Raw genomic sequence first — 16,391 nt, forward strand, 5'->3', positions numbered from 1 at the left:
TGATAAATCTTTAAATGCTGTCTCATGCGAGACTACATTCCTATGAGGTATTAATCCAAATTTCTCTGGGCTATCCCTCGCTTGAAGGAAGGTTGCGTACGTGTTCCGCACCCGTTTGCCGGTCGCCACCCAGTATTGCTACCTGTGCTGCCCCTCGACTTGCATGTATTAGGCCTGCCGCTAGCGTTCATCCTGAGCCAGGATCAAACTCTCCATTGTAAAGAAGTTGATACCTGACTAATTCTCTTCAGAAAATTAATCGGATATTTAAAATTATGTTAGCTATAACATTACCTGTGTTTGTTGAATCAAACTATCACTAATTTGATTCGTGCTGTTGTTTCCATTCTTTCAAAGAACTTTAACTGTGATGGTCATGATTAAAACCATGATAACATGATTTTGAACTGACCGGCTACAGTTGTTGTTGATGTTCGAGATCCGATCTCTGTGGCCCGTTTGGCCGTACATCTTATCGTGTCAATTTCGCAACTTCGCTTTCCGTTCGTTGCCCCGTTATCGTTGGGGTTGCAAAGGTAAGCAACTTTTCATTTCCACCAAATCTTTTTTAAGATTTTTTTATTTTTTCTTTTCGAAGAGCAGTTAGCGCAAACACGCTGCTATTCGTTATTTGCAGCGATACGCTACTAATTCGAAAAACGTAAAAATGAAGTATGTGAAGAGCTTTTGTATGCGTGCTTTCTATCAAAGCGGAGCGCAAAGGTAGGCGGATTTTTAACACTTCCAACTTTTTTACTGAACTATTTTTTCAAGAAATGACTAAATCCTTTACCACAAAGGATTTCAGGTTGAATTTTTTTTAATAAAAAATCAGGAAACCAGATGATGGATTACGTTATTCACCGGAAAACCCTCATTATTTGTTCCCAGGGCTTCAGCCCTGGGCTATGATGTTATTCAATTCCTTTCACATGAAACGTGCTATTATTTATGCGGCACTCATTGAAGCACCAGACCGAAGCCACTGGTTAAGATGGCAGTGTGCGGTCATTTATGTAGTACCATATTGTACCACCGCGCTAAAGCCCAAGAGACAAGAAAAGCAATAACCCAATTAATACAAAGAACAAGGGACTGACCCAAAAGGTCAGTCCCTTGTTTAATATCATGAGACTTTAAATAGCATAAGACCTTACCTGACAAAGGAAAGCGGCTCCAGTAATCCTTCGGGATAACGAACAGTCATCAGGAACAATCCCTGCGGCGGTACGGCAAAATCCGCACGGGTACAATCCCGGCTTTCAATCGCTGCACGGAACGCTGGTATCGTCAGCTTACCGCGCCCCACCCGCAGCATGGTACCTACCAGCCCCCGCACCATCCCCCGCAAAAAACGGTTGGCGGTAACGTTATAGACTATACGCTCCCCCTCTACCGTCCAGAAAGACTCTTCTATCGCACAGATAAATGTCTTCACCTGCGTATTCCGCTTGGAGAAAGTAGTGAAATCACTGTATTCACGGATAATACCGGCTGCTTCCTGCAATGCGTCCACATCCAGCTTATAGGGAAAGAAATACCCACGGTCCTGCATAAACGGGTCCTTGCGGGTATACAACGTATATTCATAGGAACGGCCCAATGCGGCAAAACGGCTGTTGGTATCCTCCGGGACCCGGTACACGCCTTTCAGCACTACGTCTGCCGGCAAAATAGCGTTGATCTTATACAGGAACTGCGGATGCAAAGGCGCATCCGTATCAAAATGCAGGAAGTTCTGCCGGGCATTCACACCCGCATCAGTCCTGCTGGAACCAGTACTTTCAATCTTCTCGCGGAGCAACAGGCTCAGGGCCCTGTCCACTTCTGCCTGCACGGTGTGTGCATTCTCCTGTACCTGAAAACCACTGTACTGCGCACCTTTATAGGCCACTTCTATAAAATATCTGTTCATCGGGGGCGAAAATAATACAATTAAAAAAAATGAGCGAAGATGGTCAATCTTCGCTCATTCATCGGCCGAAGGCCAATACATTTATCTATTTGTTTATTTATCTATTTATGTAACATCGCTCTAAAACGGCCTTTATAATAACTTTCCGTCAGCAGTGACTCCAGAGAACCATATTTCTCGGTATCATAGGTTTTGGCGTAAGCCATGTCCAGCAGGCGATAACGGGCTTCATCGGAACTCACCAACAACGCCAGCGACTTAATCTGCTCGGTTTCAAGACAGTAATTGCGGGTAGACTTGCGGAACATGTCAATCATGCTCTCATCGGACTTAGCGCTCACAAACTTCCGCAATACCTTACGGAAGGTGGCTTCGTCCATCACATTACCACAGTCTGTATTAATCAGGCGAGTGCCAGCATCTTTCTTCTCAGATGCTTCGGCTACTGCCTCGTCATTCTTTTTCTTCTTCCTGGAAGGAGTTTCCCCGCTCACAGCCACACCATAACCACTGGAATCGGTGATAATATTGTTAGGGTGCTCCGTGTCATCAAACAGCTTCCGTTTTTTCTTCTTCCTTACCGGCGCCTCTTCAGTGGCTGGCAGATCTACAGCCGGAGCGGTGGTTTCTGCCGGAACAGCGACAACTGCCGCAGCCGGTGCGGGCACACTGGCCTTACCCTCTTCCTGGAATTCGATGAAATCAGGATCTCCTTCCCTTTTCTTATGTTTTTTCTGTTTTTTAGGAGCAGGTTGCTCTTCTGCTTCCTGTTTCGGCTGATCTGCAGTAGCAGCTTCACTGGCTGCTGTCTTGCTTTCTTCTGCCATAACAGACTTCAGTATGTCCTGCTCTTCTTCGGAAAGCGGTTCGCGTTCTGCTTTATGTTTCTTGCCCCGGGGCTTCTTCACGGCGGTTTCTTCTACCGGCACTTCAGTGCCCTTAGCTGGTTTGGCAGGCGCTACTTCCGCAACCGGTTCTTCCCGGTCATCACCAGACACTACTACTTTATCGAGGGCGGAAGAAAAGGCATTGCCGGATTTTGGGGCAGATGGCTTACCCGGACCTGTTACGGTCGCTTTCTGGGAGAAAGTATCTTCCAGCTCTTTCTGAAGATTACCCATCATCTCTTTACGGGTGGTATCTTCCGGGTTGCTGGCGGCCACCGCTTCCGGAGCCGGTTCCTGTGCCGCGGCTGTAGCAGCGCTACCGTCGCCGTTGTCGGACTTGATTTCCCGGAATGTCTGGAGGTTGTATAAGGCGCCTTTCTTCAGCAGGAAGCCCTGGTCATTTTTGGCGATCCGTACATAGAACTTCTGTTCCTGTGCAGGGCCTTCGCTCTGGGCATATCCAATAGACATCGGTACCGTGCCGCTTTCCAGTTTTGGAAGGATAATATATCCTCTTTCTGTAGAGCTCAGTACCTGACCATTGACCTTTACATAGAAAGGCTGGCCTTTTTCACTCTGTATATATACGTAATGCTGCTGATTCTGTGCCCATGCCTGGCCACAATAAAACAAGCACGCCAGTAAGTATAATACTGTCCTGTATTTAAGAAGCATACTAAAAATTGGTATAAAACTGTCCTTATGCAAATATTATTCCAGCACGATCAGCACCTCCCCTTTTTCTACGGCGGTGCGCTCTGCGACTTTAATTTCTTTGACTACGGCATCTGAGGCGGCCTTGAATACATTCTCCATTTTCATGGCTTCCAGGATCAGCACCGGGTCCCCTTTGTGGATAACCTGTCCGGGAGTAACCAGCACCTTCAGTACCAGTCCCGGCATCGGTGCTTTGATATCATTCACTTTTTTGGCCAGGGCGTCTTTAATACCCATTGACGCCAACAGCTGGTCTATCGGTTCTTCAATCGCTACCTCATACTGCTGCTGATTGATCTGCAAGGTCACGGTTTTGCTCTCTCTGTCCACTTTCAGCACCTGGGCCTGGTAGCTGTTACCGTCCATAATGATACTGTAATCACCTGAAGGCACCTGTACTGCTGACCAGTCCACCGCCTCTCCATTGCAGGTAATGGTAGAATCCTGATTGATGCTGAACGCAGACTTGCCGTTAACTGTTGCTTTGATCATAATTGCTGTATTTATTAGCCTCTTGGTCTAACAAAAATAGCATTTTTAACCACTTGGCTCATTATAAGGCCATTTGTTTAAATTTGACGCTTTATATAATCAGAAGCTGATATATTTAATCAAAACAGTTTTTTACATGAATCAATACTTGAAGCGGTCCCTGCTGGGTGTGCTGATCGGTGGGATGGCCGGCCTTGGTGCTACTACTTCCCTGATGGCACAATCCGGGAAAGCGGCCACCGATGATCCGGCCCTGAAGATATACAGAGCGGCAGCCACCAAGGTCAATGACCTGGTACATACCAAACTGGACGTGCGGTTTGATTACCCCAAAAGGTACCTCTATGGTAAGGCCTGGATTACCCTGAAACCCCATTTCTACGCTACAGACTCCCTCACCCTCGATGCCAAAGGCATGGACATCCATGAAGTAGCAGTCGTAAAAGGCGGCAAAAACACGCTACTGCACTATAGCTACGATACCATGCAGCTGCATATCAAACTGGATAAAAAATATGCTGCGACTGAATCATATGTGGTATATATCAATTATACCAGCAAGCCCAATGAGCTAAAAGTGAAAGGCAGCGCCGCCATCACGGATGCCAAAGGCCTGTATTTCATTAACCCGGACGGTACTGAGCCCAACAAACCCACCCAGATATGGACACAGGGCGAAACGGAGAGCTCTTCTGTATGGTTCCCTACTATCGATAAAACCAATCAGAAATGCACGCAGGAACTCAGTATGACTGTTCCGCAGAAATATGTGACCCTCTCCAACGGTAAACTGGTTAGCCAGAAAGCCAACACCGACGGTACCCGTACGGATACCTGGAAGATGGACCTTCCCCACTCTCCATACCTGTTTATGATGGCAGTAGGTGACTACGCCATCGTAAAAGACAAATGGAAAGGCAAGGAAGTCAACTATTACCTGGAAAAACCATTTGAAAAATATGCGAGAAACATCTTTGGCAACACACCGGAAATGCTCTCCTTTTATTCCAATATCCTGGGATATGAATACCCCTGGGTGAAATACTCCCAGATCACCGGCCGTGACTACGTGTCCGGTGCGATGGAAAACACCACCGCCACCCTGCATGGTGAATTTCTCCAGAAAACAGACCGCGAACTGCTCGACAATAACAATTATAACGAATGCGTGATCGCGCATGAACTGTTCCACCACTGGTTTGGTGACCTGGCTACAGCTGAATCATGGAGCAATCTGACCGTCAACGAGTCTTTCGCTGACTACAGCGAATACCTCTGGCTTGAACACAAATACGGGAAAGATGCCGCCGATGAGCACAGCTACGATGCTGCCATGTCTTACCTCTCCATGGTACAGTACTCCGGAGACAAGGACCTGGTACGTTTCCACTACCACGACAGGGAAGACATGTTCGACCAGATCACTTATCAGAAAGGTGGCCGTATCCTTCATATGCTGCGCAACGCTGTCGGCGATTCTGCTTTCTTTAAATCACTGAACCTGTACCTGAAGACCAACGCCTTCAAAGCTACAGAAGCCCATCAGCTGCGCCTCGCCTTTGAGGAAGTTACCGGTCGTGATATGAACTGGTTCTTCAACCAATGGTATTTCGGTCAGGGCTTCCCCGAACTGGATATCAGCTACAAATACAACAATAATAAAGTCACTGTTATTGTCCAGCAGCTCCAGAAAGAGGCCAAAGTATGGCAACTGCCGATGGCTATTGATATCTATGCCGGCGGTAAGAAAGAACGTTACAATGTAACGGTGGCCAACCGGGTGGATTCTTTCACTTTTGCCTATACCACCAAACCAGACCTAGTGAACGTAGATGCTGATAAGGTGATTCTCTCCAAAAAAGATGACCACCGCGATTTCTCCACTTATGTTTATCAGTATGCCCAGGCGCCACAGTACATGGACCGCCGCGTTGCTATAGAGGCAGCCACAGAAGAACAGGGCCGTAATCCGGAAGCCGTGAAACTGCTGGTACAGGCGTTAAAAGATAAATATCATGGGCTGCGTACATTGGCAGTTTCCTCTCTCAACCTGAAACTGCCGTCCGTAAAAGCTGTTGCAGTGCCAGCCTTGTTGGAGATAGCCAAACAAGACCCCAGCTCGCTCACCAAAGCCGCTGCCATCAAACAACTGGGCGACCTGAAAGATGTACAATATGTTGCGCTGTTTGAAGCTGCCACCAAAGACAAGTCTTACGGTGTGGAAGCTGCTGCGCTGGAAGCGTTGTCAGAACTGGACCTTAACAAAGCCTATGGCATCGCCAAACAACTGGAAAAAGATACCAAAGGTAAACTGGTGAGTGCCATCGCCGGCGTATATGCCCGTCAGGGCAACCCGGACGATATCAATTTCGTGGCCACCAAATTTGACGAAACTTCTGGTCAGGACAAGCTGAATGCCGCATTCGACTATCTCGGCTTCCTTTCCAAAATCAACAACACCACTGCCGTACAGCGTGGCGTAGACCAGGTAAAGGCAATGACCGTACAGTTCAACAATAGCCAGGTGAATACGTACATCAGCAACTGGTTGCAGGAGATAGCCCGGAAGAAAGACAGCGATGCCACCGCCGTTAGCGGCGCAGACCGCGATGGGCTGCAACAGCAGGCCACCTATATGCGTAAAGCATCTGATACTATCCGGACAGCCATCAAAGAATAGTATTTCAGACACGATAAAAGCAAAGAGCGAAGGCCGTTTGGTCTTCGCTCTTTGCTTTTATTCTTTCTTTTCGATCCTTTGTTTAACCGGATCCCACCACCAGGATGATTTAGCCATCCTGACACCGCCCAGCCAGCGATGTTCCAGCGAAACGTAGTCGAGATAATGCTCTTCATTGTTCAGTACTTCGCTCCCCAGGCTGGTGATGCCGATCATTTGGGCATCTTCTTCTATCACGCCGGCGCGTTGCATCCGTTGCACGAGCAGGTCCAGCTGAAAATCACCGAAGCCATATATCCACAGTTCATCCCAGAAAGCGATGTAAAGGTCATAACTCCTGTACCGGCCCATGGAGAGTTTTTGCAGGAAAAATTTTTCGATGGCACTGAGCCCGTTTTCCAAATTGGGGAAACGTTGCAGATGCGCGTTGATAGCGGCGGGCAGGTATTTGAGGTTTCCCGCCGGCATGTGGGAGATTGTTTCCAGTTCCAGCGGAGTATCCGCGCAGTAGGCGTCCCAGGCATCGAGCGCATGTTGAATGTCTGCCGGCTGAAGCAGCACCCGTTCTTCCAGTAATTTGGGGAAGTCTGTCGCTTCGCGGTGATGGGGCAGGTCTACCAGGCTGACGGGCGGTAAAGTATCGAGATTGGTTTTAAGGTAATGGATAATGAAGAGGAGATTGATTTGGCAGAAGAGGTCTGCCTCAAACCAGAGTACGATTTCATCAAATGAGCCGGAGTTTTTTAATTTCTCCAGCTCATGTACTACGTTGGTAAAATAAGTTTGTTTATCGATTCCGTAATGAAATTCGAGATGTTTAGCGCGGCTTTCAAAAAACGTATCAGCGTTTTTAGTGGCTTTCACTTTGCCTTCGCTCATCATTTCCCTGCACACCACCACACCTCCTCTCAGTTTGCTTTGCCGTAGCAGGGACAGTGTAGCATCTCCGTTTAACACATACATGAATGACATATCTCAGTTTTTCAAAGGTTTTCAGTATTACCAGCTGCCGCTGGCGCCTCCTCCGCCGCCGGAACCGCCACCAAAGCCTCCGAATCCGCCGCCACCGCCGCCGCCGGACCAGCCTCCTCCGCCACCGCGTCCGAAGCCGCCCATGCTGCCGATAACCGGCCATATCCAGCCTCCGCGCCTGTTGTAAGTGGTGCCACCACCGCCACCACCGCCGCGGCTGATGATGGATATGATGATAACAATCACCAGGATGAGGAGGAAAATGGCGCCCGGGCTGATACCCGGTTTACTTTGTCGTGGATCTCCTTTGTATTCACCGGCTGCTGCCTTGATGATGGCATCAACCGCTTTGTCAAGGCCTTGATAGTATTGTCCTTCCCGGAAAGCGGGCTTAATGATCTGTGCTATAATCTCATTGGCTATCGCATCAGGTACAGCACCTTCCATGCCGTAACCTGTTTCGATCCTTATCTTCCTGTCTTCCATGGAAACAAGAATAAGGATACCATTGTTCTTGCCTTTTCTACCAATACCCCAGTCTCTTAAAATTTTCAGCGATACCTGACTGATGTCATAGTCGCCAACAGATTTAAGGGTAACGATCGCTATTTGGGTGGAGGTACTGTCGTCGTAGGCTACCAGCTTTTGTTCCAGCCTTTCATCTTCATCTTTCAGGAGGATGCCGGCAAAGTCATTTACTAAAGTGGGAGGATCGGGCCTTGCCGGAATGTTCTGTGCTTTAGCCAGCAATCCCGTCAACAAAAATAATACAGGTAAAAACCAGCGTAATATCCTCATGTTCTTCTATGCTAAAAATCGTTTAAAATAGTGTGGCCGTTAGATACTGAAAACAATATCATCCGGTAACTCGTTGGCATCGCCGGCCTCATGCGGGAAATGTGTACGGAGGGATTCACCGATTTCACGGATACATTCTTCAATCCCCTCAATAATTTGATTGCCCTGAAAATGTGTTTTCAGGAGCGTGGCCTCTTTTTGCCAGAAGTCGTTACCTACTTTATCATGGATTCCCTGATCGCCGAGGATGGCGAACTGGTGATCTTTCAGGGCCACATATACCAATACGCCATTGCGTTGTTTTGTTTTTTCCATACCGAGTGACACGAATGCCTGGCGGGCACGGTCCATGGGATCTACATAACTGCAATGGTTTTCTACAAATAACCGGATCTCACCGGACGTGAGCCGTTCGGCTACCCGGATAGCCTGCACCAATTTGTTTTTATCCGCTTCGGAAAAAATCTCTCTCTTTTTGCTGAAAGGGAACAGACGCATGCTATTTCGTTATTGGGTTATTTGGTTATTTAGTTATTTGGTTATTGCGCTTAGGGCAATAACCAAACAACTAAATGATAAAATTTCTAAATATTAGAATTTCACTTCAGGGGCTTTGTCGGAGCCGGCAGCAGCTTCAAAATAACCTTTCTGTTTGAAACCACCGAGACCAGCGACGATATTGCCGGGGAAGGAACGTACACTGCTATTGAATCCTTTTACAGCATCGTTGAAATCATTACGGGCTACGTTGATCCTGTTTTCGGTGCCTTCCAGTTGAGCCTGCAGGTTCAGGAAGTTCTGGTTGGCTTTCAGTTCAGGATAGCTTTCGGAAACAGCCAGCAGACGGCCGAGCGCCTGGCTTAACTGGCCCTGTGCAGCCTGATATTGCTGAATTTTTTCGGGGCTAAGGTCGTTTACGTCCACTTTGATCTGTGTAGCGCTGGCGCGGGCTTGTATTACCTGCGTGAGCGTTGTAGTTTCAAAGTTGGCGGCGCCTTTCACCGTACTTACCAGGTTGGGGATAAGGTCTGCCCTGCGTTGATAGCTACTCTGTACTACACCCCATTTATTCTTCACATCTTCGTCCTGTTTAACTAATCCATTGTACTTGTTGCAACCCAACAAACCCAGTAATGCGATAACAATGATTACAATGATGCCTTTTTTCATCTGAATAAGAATTTAAGTTTTTGTGCCTGCCTGGAAAGCAAAAGCTGTTCCTGTTTCCGGGCCTGCCGGTGTAAGTAGTTGTTTTCACGGTGAATGCTATAAAAAACACGGTAAACGCGTGTTTTTCATCCCTACACGAAAATATGGAAACTAAAGCACTAAATCGCTATTGCTTAGGGAAACGATGAATTTAAAAAAAAGTTCATCCATACTTGAAAAATTCACACTAATACAGTATGTTTATATGTACCTTTATAGTAACGTTTATCGTTAGCCTTTTGCCGATAAATGCCAAAAAGTGAATGGGGCAGGATAAATACTAAATCGATATAACTGGTTTCATTGTTTCTAACTCATTTATTATTACTAACTTGGAACTAAGTCTGCTTAAATGAGTGCACAACACATCCATATACTCTATATTGATGATGAAATACACAACCTGAATGCCTTTAAAGCTTCATTCAGGAGGCTTTACAACGTTTCTACCGCCACCTCTGCGGAAGAAGCGGTGAAAGTGCTGGAAGAACGGGAATTTCATATCATCATTTCCGATCAGCGCATGCCGAAAACGACCGGAATCGAATTTTTTGAGTCTATACTGGAAAAATACCCCGAACCAATCCGGATGCTGCTTACCGGCTATGCCGATATTAATGCTGTAGTAGATGCCATTAACAAAGGCCAGGTTTATAAATACTTCTCCAAACCCTGGAATGAAGAAGAACTGAAGCATAACATTGAAAAGGCTTTTGAAGTTTATTCCCTGCGCAAGGAGAATAAGGAATTGACCGCCAAACTGCTGGATGTCAATGAAAAACTGGAGTTCCTTGTACGGCAGAAACTGATCTCTTAGCATTTAGACATTTAAATATTTTACTATTTAAATATTTCCCCCGGCTCCCGAACGAATCTGCAAATCCCAAATTCCCGAATGTTGTTTTTCCGTTAACTTGCACCCCATTGTGAACTTAATTTTCTGAATCATGCAAGTTTGGAAAGATTACCAGGCCCAACACCAGGATCGTTTCCTGGAAGAATTGCTGGAATTGCTGCGCATTCCCTCTGTGAGTGCTGACTCCCGCTTTAACGGCGACGTACAAAAATGTGCCGAAGCTGTAAAGCAACGCCTGCAGGAAGCTGGCGCGGATAACGTAGAAGTGTGCCCCACCGCAGGACATCCCATCGTTTACGGAGAAAAGATCATAGATCCTTCTTTGCCTACCGTACTGGTTTATGGCCACTACGACGTACAACCCGCAGATCCACTGGAACTGTGGCACAGCGGCCCGTTTGAACCTGTTATCAAAGACGGTAACATATATGCCCGCGGCAGTGCAGACGACAAAGGACAGTTTTACATGCACGTAAAAGCCTTTGAAACTATGCACAAAACCAACACGATCCCCTGCAATATCAAATTTATGATCGAAGGGGAAGAAGAAGTTGGTTCTGCCAACCTGGGCATCTTCCTGGAGCAAAACAAGGAAAAACTGAAGGCTGACGTGGTGCTGATCTCTGATACCTCTATGATCAGCCTCGAAACACCGTCTATCGACACCGGTCTCCGTGGCCTCTCCTACATGGAAGTAGAAGTGACAGGTCCTAACCGCGACCTGCACAGTGGCGTTTATGGCGGCGCCGTAGCCAACCCGGCTACCATCCTCGCCAAAATGATCGCTTCCCTGCACGACGAAAACAACCACATTACCATCCCCGGCTTCTACGACAAAGTACAGGAACTGACCGCTGAAGAAAGAGCAGCCCTCAACTCCGCTCCCTTTGACGAGGAGGAGTACAAAAAAGACCTGGGAATCAACGATGTATGGGGTGAAAAAGGCTATAGCACCATCGAACGTACCGGTATCCGTCCTACCCTCGAGGTAAATGGCATCTGGGGCGGTTACACCGGTGAAGGCTCCAAAACCGTACTGCCATCCAAAGCTTTCGCGAAAATCTCTATGCGCCTTGTTCCTAATCAGGACTGGCATGAGATCTCCGACCTGTTTGCCAAACACTTTGAAGCCATCGCTCCCAAGAGCGTGACCGTAAAAGTGAACAAACACCATGGCGGCAGCCCTTACGTAACACCGACAGACTCTGTGGCCTACAAAGCAGCCCACAAAGCGATATCAGCTACCTTCGGCAAAGAACCCATCCCCGTTCGCGGCGGCGGCAGTATTCCGATCGTAGCCCTCTTTGAAAAAACCCTCGGACTCAAAACTGTTCTCATGGGCTTCGGACTGGATAGCGACAACCTCCACTCCCCCAACGAGAAATATGGTGTGGCCAATTACTATAAAGGCATTGAAACCATCCCGTATTTCCATCAGTATTTTGCCGAGATGAGTAAATAATTTCTTGATTTTCGATTTCCTGATTTAGGGATTTGGTGGTTAATCCCCACTTTAAATCCCTAAATCAAAAAATCGAAAATCCCTGAATTTTTATACTATGAGTAATACCGAAAAATTACGGGTAGACAAATACCTCTGGTCCATCCGTGTGTTCAAGACCCGAAGCCAGGCCGCAGACGCCTGCGACGGCGGGAAGGTGAAACTGAACGGCAATAATGTGAAAGCCGCCAAACCCGTGGCTATCGGCGATAACTTTGAAATCAGGACAGAAGGCCGCAAATGGCTCATACAGGTAACAGGCCTCCTGGCCAACCGTGTGGCCTACAGTGAAGCCATCAAATACTATGTGGACAATACCCCGGAAGAGGATAAAACCGCTCCCAAAGCCATAGCCGCCGTATTCCAAACCGGCAAAAGACAAAGCAAAATAGGACGCCCTACCAAAAAAGACCGGAGAAGCATCGAAGGATTTATGGAAGGCGAAGGGGAGGAAGACTGATTTCATCCCTCCCTATATAATTTCTCAGTTTTGCGTAGTAATTTTGCCTCCTCATTATTAAATCAAGGAGTAAATCAATGCCTAAACAAAGCGACGTTCTTGCTACCGACTTTCTGGTGAAAATAGCAGAAGAATTTGGTACCCCGGTATACATATACCACGCAGAAAAGATCAAAACCCAGTATGAAAAGCTCCAGAAAGCCTTTCATAAGGCCAACACCCGCTTTTTCTACGCCTGTAAGGCATTGACCAATATCAACATCCTGAAGTACATCAACTCCCTTGGTTGCGGACTGGACACGGTATCCATACAGGAAGTACAGCTGGGCCTCAAAGCCGGCTTTGATCCTAAAAATATCATCTTTACCCCTAACTGCGTTGACCTGCAGGAAATTATTGCTGCCAAAGACCTCGGCGTGATTATCAATATCGATAACCTCTCCATCCTGGAACAATTTGGCAACAAATTCGGCGGTAGCTATCCTATAAGCATCCGGCTCAACCCCCATATCATGGCGGGTGGCAACTTTAAAATCTCCACCGGGCATATCGACAGCAAATTTGGTATTTCCATCCACCAGATGCGCCATATCGAAAGGATCGTGAAATCCACCAAACTGAAAGTGACCGGCCTGCATATGCACACCGGCTCCGAAATCAAAGACGTGGACGTATTCCTCCGCGGCGTGGAAATCATGTTTGAAATGACCCAGCACTTCCCGGACCTCGAATCCATAGACCTGGGCAGCGGGTTTAAAGTGGCCTACCAGCAAGGCGATCCTGAAACAGACATCGACCTGTTGGGCAAAAAACTGAGCGACGCCTTCAATAACTTCGCTAAAAACTACGAGAAACCTCTCCAGCTCTGGTTTGAACCAGGAAAATACCTGGTAAGCCAGTCCGGTTACTTCGTGGTAAAAGCCAATGTGATCAAACAAACTACCGCCAACGTATTCGTAGGCGTCAACTCCGGCTTCAACCACCTGATCAGGCCTATGTTCTACGATGCATTCCACCTGATCCGCAATATATCCAACCCGAAAGGCACGGAACGTATTTATACCGTGGTAGGAAACATCTGCGAGACCGACACCTTCGGATGGGACCGCAAAATCAATGAAGTGAGGGAAGGCGATTACCTCGTGTTCTATAACGCCGGCGCCTATGGCTTTGAAATGTCTTCCAACTTCAACTCCCGCCTGAAACCTGCGGAAGTACTGGTGAAAGACGGCAAGCCCTTCCTGATCCGTAAACGCGATACCATCGAAGACCTGCTGAAAAACCAGATCGAACTTGTTTAGTCATTTGATTATTTTGATATTTGGCTATTTATAAAAAGCTGTAGATCAACAGCGACAAAATAGCCAAATATCAAAATAATCAAATTTAAAATATTGGCCCTACCTTTACGTCTGCATACTATCTCCCCTTGTTACTCCTGCACTGTTTTAACTGTTACTTGTAATAGAAACTTTTTTGCTGGCACACAAATGAACAGCCTTTGGTGATAATTTTATACCGTTTATATGAAGATTTTAACTGCAGATTCCAGTGTAATACATGATGAACAGGTAATTGATTCTAATATATCTTTCGTCCCCTTCGTCCGCTTCCTGAAGGAAAAAGCGGCGAATGAAGACGATCCACGCTCCGCGTTTTATCGAATGATCATACGGAAATTTGAAGGCCACCCTGAAATCCTTCAGCCCATTCCTCCATCAACCGATCTTGCGGAATATAAAGAATACCTCGACCTGTTGACAGCCGCCATATTCCCTGTCACTACTGATACCACCCGCGATATCTACGGCATCGGCGTACCGTTTAAATTCGCCATCTTTTATTATTCCGACCTGTTCCGTAAAATGTTTACCGACAACGGGCTGGTGGCCGTACCACAGGGCATGTCGGTCAACAAGGTCAAAAAAGACAAACTGACCTGGTTGTATAAACTCATCCTGGAAAGGATATATCATTATCCGGTCAACTACCAGAATGAGATCATCCATCATATGGAGCTCCCCGATGGCACTAAAAAATATGTGAAAGTCAATATAGACCCGCGTTTTGTTGATGTGAAAGTAAAAGGCGACACCCCGCCGCCACTGGATTACAACAACTACTGCACCTATCAGACATCTCCCGATGTATTGAAAGAGATTATCCCCCCGGATAATTTCTACCTTGAAGGGTTTGTAATTTGGACCGTAGAAGATGTGACCCAGACGGAAATCCTCAACAATATCAAAGGACTGGTGATGAACATGAAAGCCAGCAACGAAGTGGAAAGCTATCGTACGCTGGAGAAAATGATCCCTACCATCATGGGCGGCAAAGGGATTACAGCCCATATTGTGCCTTTCCCGAAAGTAAACGGCAAAAACGTGCTGGAAGAACAGTTCTCCAATGCCGATCCTATTCTCGGTGTTGGCAACAAAAAACAACAGCAGCATTTCTTCCAGCTGTTATTGGACCATGCGGCCAAACAGCCTACCCCGCTGATACTGCCAACGGTGAATGAAACCAGCCTGACTCAGTATCCGTTCCTGAAGTATCTGCCCATTAAAAATATCCAGAGCTTCATCCTCTTCCCCATCACCCACAAAAAAGAAATACTGGGTGTACTGGAACTGGCATCTTCCACGCCCGGCGCACTGTCTGCCGAACCGCTGTGGAAGCTGGAAAGCACCTACCCGCTGGTAGTTATGATGCTCAGCCGGAGCATGAGCATCCTCGATAACCGGCTCAACGAAGTACTGAAAGACCAGTTCACCGCCCTGCAACCTTCCGTGGAATGGAAATTCACTGAAGCTGCCTGGAACTACCTGCTTACACCACCGGAAGAGCGCAAAGACATCGAGAATATTTCTTTTGAAGAAGTATACCCGCTGTATGGCGCCATCGATATCCGCAACTCCTCCGTACAGCAGGGCAATGCCCTGCGGGAAGATCTCCAGGAGCAGCTGGAGCTGATCAAATTTACCCTGCAACAAATAGCCCAAGAGGTACACCTCCCGCTGCTGGAGGAACTGATGTTTAAGACAGAAGACCTCATGCAGGGCCTCAGCGATAACCTGACTGCCGGCGAAGACCTGAAGGTGAACGAGTTCATGGAACAGGAAATCCAGCCCATACTTGAACACCTGTGCGAGGGCAGCGAAACCCTGAAGCCGGTACTGAACAACTATTTCAACAAGATCGATAAGGAACAGGGCCACGTATTCCGCCACCGGCGCGAATATGAAGAGAGCCTGTCTGTCATCAACAGGGCTATCAGCCAGTACCTGGAAAAAGAAAGGCTGTACATTCAACAGTCATTCCCCTGCTACTTTGAAAAATACCGTACTGACGGTATCGAATATACGATCTACATCGGGCAGTCTATTGCGCAGGAAAAGAAATTTGACCATCTGTACCTGCGTAACCTCCGTCTGTGGCAACTTTCATCCATGGCCCGCATTGCCAGGCTGACCAATAAAATATCGCCACAACTGAAAATACCGTTGCAGACCACGCAGATGATCCTCATGCACAGTGCGCCCATTACCATCAGTTTCCGTAGCGACGAACGCCGCTTCGACGTGGAAGGTGCCTATAACATCCGCTATGAGATCATCAAAAAACGAATCGATAAAGTACATGTGAAAGATACCGGCGAACGCCTTACCCAACCGGGCACCATCGCCATGGTGTATTCTTATGTGCGGGAAATGGAAGAGTTCAGGAAATATATCTCTTTCCTGCAGGCGAAGAACATCCTACTGCCTGATATCGAAATGCTGGACCTTGAAGAGCTGCAAGGTGTCAGCGGCCTCAAAGCCCTGCGTGTGAGGGTCAATATGGACCCGGATTTACCAGAATCAGGCATTTGATAATATTGATATAACTAAAAGACCGGAGCGAT

At 47.3% G+C, this 16,391-nt stretch carries 13 protein-coding genes and 1 rRNA gene; 6 read left to right on the forward strand and 8 right to left on the reverse strand.

Annotated features, from left to right (window positions below; all coding sequences use genetic code 11):
• From HHL17_RS00005 to HHL17_RS00020, 4 genes are all read right to left on the reverse strand, one after another.
• A 16S ribosomal RNA gene (locus HHL17_RS00005) occupies positions 1 to 219 on the reverse strand; the annotation flags it as partial.
• Positions 220 to 1,153: 934 nt separating this feature from the next.
• Positions 1,154 to 1,915, reverse strand: coding sequence for a tRNA pseudouridine synthase A (locus HHL17_RS00010; RefSeq protein ID WP_169222784.1), 762 nt, complete (start codon positions 1,913 to 1,915; stop codon positions 1,154 to 1,156).
• Positions 1,916 to 2,016: 101 nt separating this feature from the next.
• Positions 2,017 to 3,477, reverse strand: coding sequence for a DUF4476 domain-containing protein (locus HHL17_RS00015; protein WP_169222785.1), 1,461 nt, complete (start codon positions 3,475 to 3,477; stop codon positions 2,017 to 2,019).
• 36 nt (positions 3,478 to 3,513) lie between these two features.
• Positions 3,514 to 4,011 (reverse strand): biotin/lipoyl-containing protein, encoded by a 498-nt coding sequence (locus HHL17_RS00020; RefSeq protein ID WP_169222786.1) that lies wholly within the window; start codon positions 4,009 to 4,011, stop codon positions 3,514 to 3,516.
• A gap of 136 nt (positions 4,012 to 4,147) precedes the next feature.
• Between HHL17_RS00020 and HHL17_RS00025 the strand changes: the two genes are divergently transcribed.
• Positions 4,148 to 6,691 (forward strand): M1 family metallopeptidase, encoded by a 2,544-nt coding sequence (locus tag HHL17_RS00025; protein ID WP_169222787.1) that lies wholly within the window; start codon positions 4,148 to 4,150, stop codon positions 6,689 to 6,691.
• 57 nt (positions 6,692 to 6,748) lie between these two features.
• On the opposite strand, the gene HHL17_RS00030 is transcribed toward HHL17_RS00025, so the two are convergent.
• From HHL17_RS00030 to HHL17_RS00045, 4 genes are all read right to left on the reverse strand, one after another.
• Positions 6,749 to 7,663, reverse strand: a complete 915-nt coding sequence (locus HHL17_RS00030; RefSeq protein ID WP_169222788.1) for a DUF1835 domain-containing protein — start codon at positions 7,661 to 7,663, stop codon at positions 6,749 to 6,751.
• A 27-nt stretch (positions 7,664 to 7,690) separates the two neighbouring features.
• A complete protein-coding gene (locus HHL17_RS33680) occupies positions 7,691 to 8,461 on the reverse strand; it encodes a TPM domain-containing protein (protein WP_169222789.1) in 771 nt (256 codons plus the stop codon).
• 39 nt (positions 8,462 to 8,500) lie between these two features.
• Positions 8,501 to 8,959: a TPM domain-containing protein gene (locus HHL17_RS00040; RefSeq protein WP_169222790.1), complete on the reverse strand. Its 459-nt coding sequence runs from the start codon at positions 8,957 to 8,959 to the stop codon at positions 8,501 to 8,503.
• 93 nt (positions 8,960 to 9,052) lie between these two features.
• The gene (locus HHL17_RS00045) at positions 9,053 to 9,631 is read right to left on the reverse strand and encodes a LemA family protein (protein WP_169222791.1); all 579 of its coding nucleotides are present in this window, start codon (positions 9,629 to 9,631) and stop codon (positions 9,053 to 9,055) included.
• Between the two features lie 391 nt (positions 9,632 to 10,022).
• On the opposite strand from HHL17_RS00045, the gene HHL17_RS00050 reads away from it, so the two are divergent.
• The 5 genes from HHL17_RS00050 (at position 10,023) to HHL17_RS00070 (ending at position 16,359) form a co-directional block, all read left to right on the forward strand.
• The gene (locus tag HHL17_RS00050) at positions 10,023 to 10,487 is read left to right on the forward strand and encodes a response regulator (protein ID WP_169222792.1); all 465 of its coding nucleotides are present in this window, start codon (positions 10,023 to 10,025) and stop codon (positions 10,485 to 10,487) included.
• Positions 10,488 to 10,617: 130 nt separating this feature from the next.
• Positions 10,618 to 11,988 (forward strand): dipeptidase, encoded by a 1,371-nt coding sequence (locus HHL17_RS00055; RefSeq protein WP_169222793.1) that lies wholly within the window; start codon positions 10,618 to 10,620, stop codon positions 11,986 to 11,988.
• 97 nt (positions 11,989 to 12,085) lie between these two features.
• Positions 12,086 to 12,487 carry an RNA-binding S4 domain-containing protein gene (locus HHL17_RS00060; protein ID WP_169222794.1) on the forward strand — a complete coding sequence of 134 codons (402 nt, stop codon included), beginning with the start codon at positions 12,086 to 12,088 and terminating at the stop codon, positions 12,485 to 12,487.
• Between the two features lie 77 nt (positions 12,488 to 12,564).
• Positions 12,565 to 13,788: a diaminopimelate decarboxylase gene (gene lysA / locus HHL17_RS00065; protein ID WP_169222795.1), complete on the forward strand. Its 1,224-nt coding sequence runs from the start codon at positions 12,565 to 12,567 to the stop codon at positions 13,786 to 13,788.
• Positions 13,789 to 14,013: 225 nt separating this feature from the next.
• Positions 14,014 to 16,359, forward strand: a complete 2,346-nt coding sequence (locus HHL17_RS00070) for a hypothetical protein (protein WP_169222796.1) — start codon at positions 14,014 to 14,016, stop codon at positions 16,357 to 16,359.
• Positions 16,360 to 16,391: the final 32 nt, after the last annotated feature.

This window comes from Chitinophaga fulva (assembly GCF_012927205.1).
GTDB lineage: Bacteria > Bacteroidota > Bacteroidia > Chitinophagales > Chitinophagaceae > Chitinophaga > Chitinophaga fulva.

What these genes read in the sequence shown, in the direction of transcription:
- HHL17_RS33680 (WP_169222789.1), bottom strand. Translation starts at nt 8,461, where the DNA reads ATGAGGATATTACGCTGGTTTTTACCTGTATTATTTTTGTTGACGGGA.
- HHL17_RS00040 (WP_169222790.1), bottom strand. Translation starts at nt 8,959, where the DNA reads ATGCGTCTGTTCCCTTTCAGCAAAAAGAGAGAGATTTTTTCCGAAGCG.
- HHL17_RS00010 (WP_169222784.1), bottom strand. Translation starts at nt 1,915, where the DNA reads ATGAACAGATATTTTATAGAAGTGGCCTATAAAGGTGCGCAGTACAGT.
- HHL17_RS00020 (WP_169222786.1), bottom strand. Translation starts at nt 4,011, where the DNA reads ATGATCAAAGCAACAGTTAACGGCAAGTCTGCGTTCAGCATCAATCAG.
- HHL17_RS00025 (WP_169222787.1), top strand. Translation starts at nt 4,148, where the DNA reads ATGAATCAATACTTGAAGCGGTCCCTGCTGGGTGTGCTGATCGGTGGG.
- HHL17_RS00070 (WP_169222796.1), top strand. Translation starts at nt 14,014, where the DNA reads ATGAAGATTTTAACTGCAGATTCCAGTGTAATACATGATGAACAGGTA.
- lysA (WP_169222795.1), top strand. Translation starts at nt 12,565, where the DNA reads ATGCCTAAACAAAGCGACGTTCTTGCTACCGACTTTCTGGTGAAAATA.
- HHL17_RS00030 (WP_169222788.1), bottom strand. Translation starts at nt 7,663, where the DNA reads ATGTCATTCATGTATGTGTTAAACGGAGATGCTACACTGTCCCTGCTA.
- HHL17_RS00050 (WP_169222792.1), top strand. Translation starts at nt 10,023, where the DNA reads ATGAGTGCACAACACATCCATATACTCTATATTGATGATGAAATACAC.
- HHL17_RS00045 (WP_169222791.1), bottom strand. Translation starts at nt 9,631, where the DNA reads ATGAAAAAAGGCATCATTGTAATCATTGTTATCGCATTACTGGGTTTG.
- HHL17_RS00060 (WP_169222794.1), top strand. Translation starts at nt 12,086, where the DNA reads ATGAGTAATACCGAAAAATTACGGGTAGACAAATACCTCTGGTCCATC.
- HHL17_RS00015 (WP_169222785.1), bottom strand. Translation starts at nt 3,477, where the DNA reads ATGCTTCTTAAATACAGGACAGTATTATACTTACTGGCGTGCTTGTTT.
- HHL17_RS00055 (WP_169222793.1), top strand. Translation starts at nt 10,618, where the DNA reads ATGCAAGTTTGGAAAGATTACCAGGCCCAACACCAGGATCGTTTCCTG.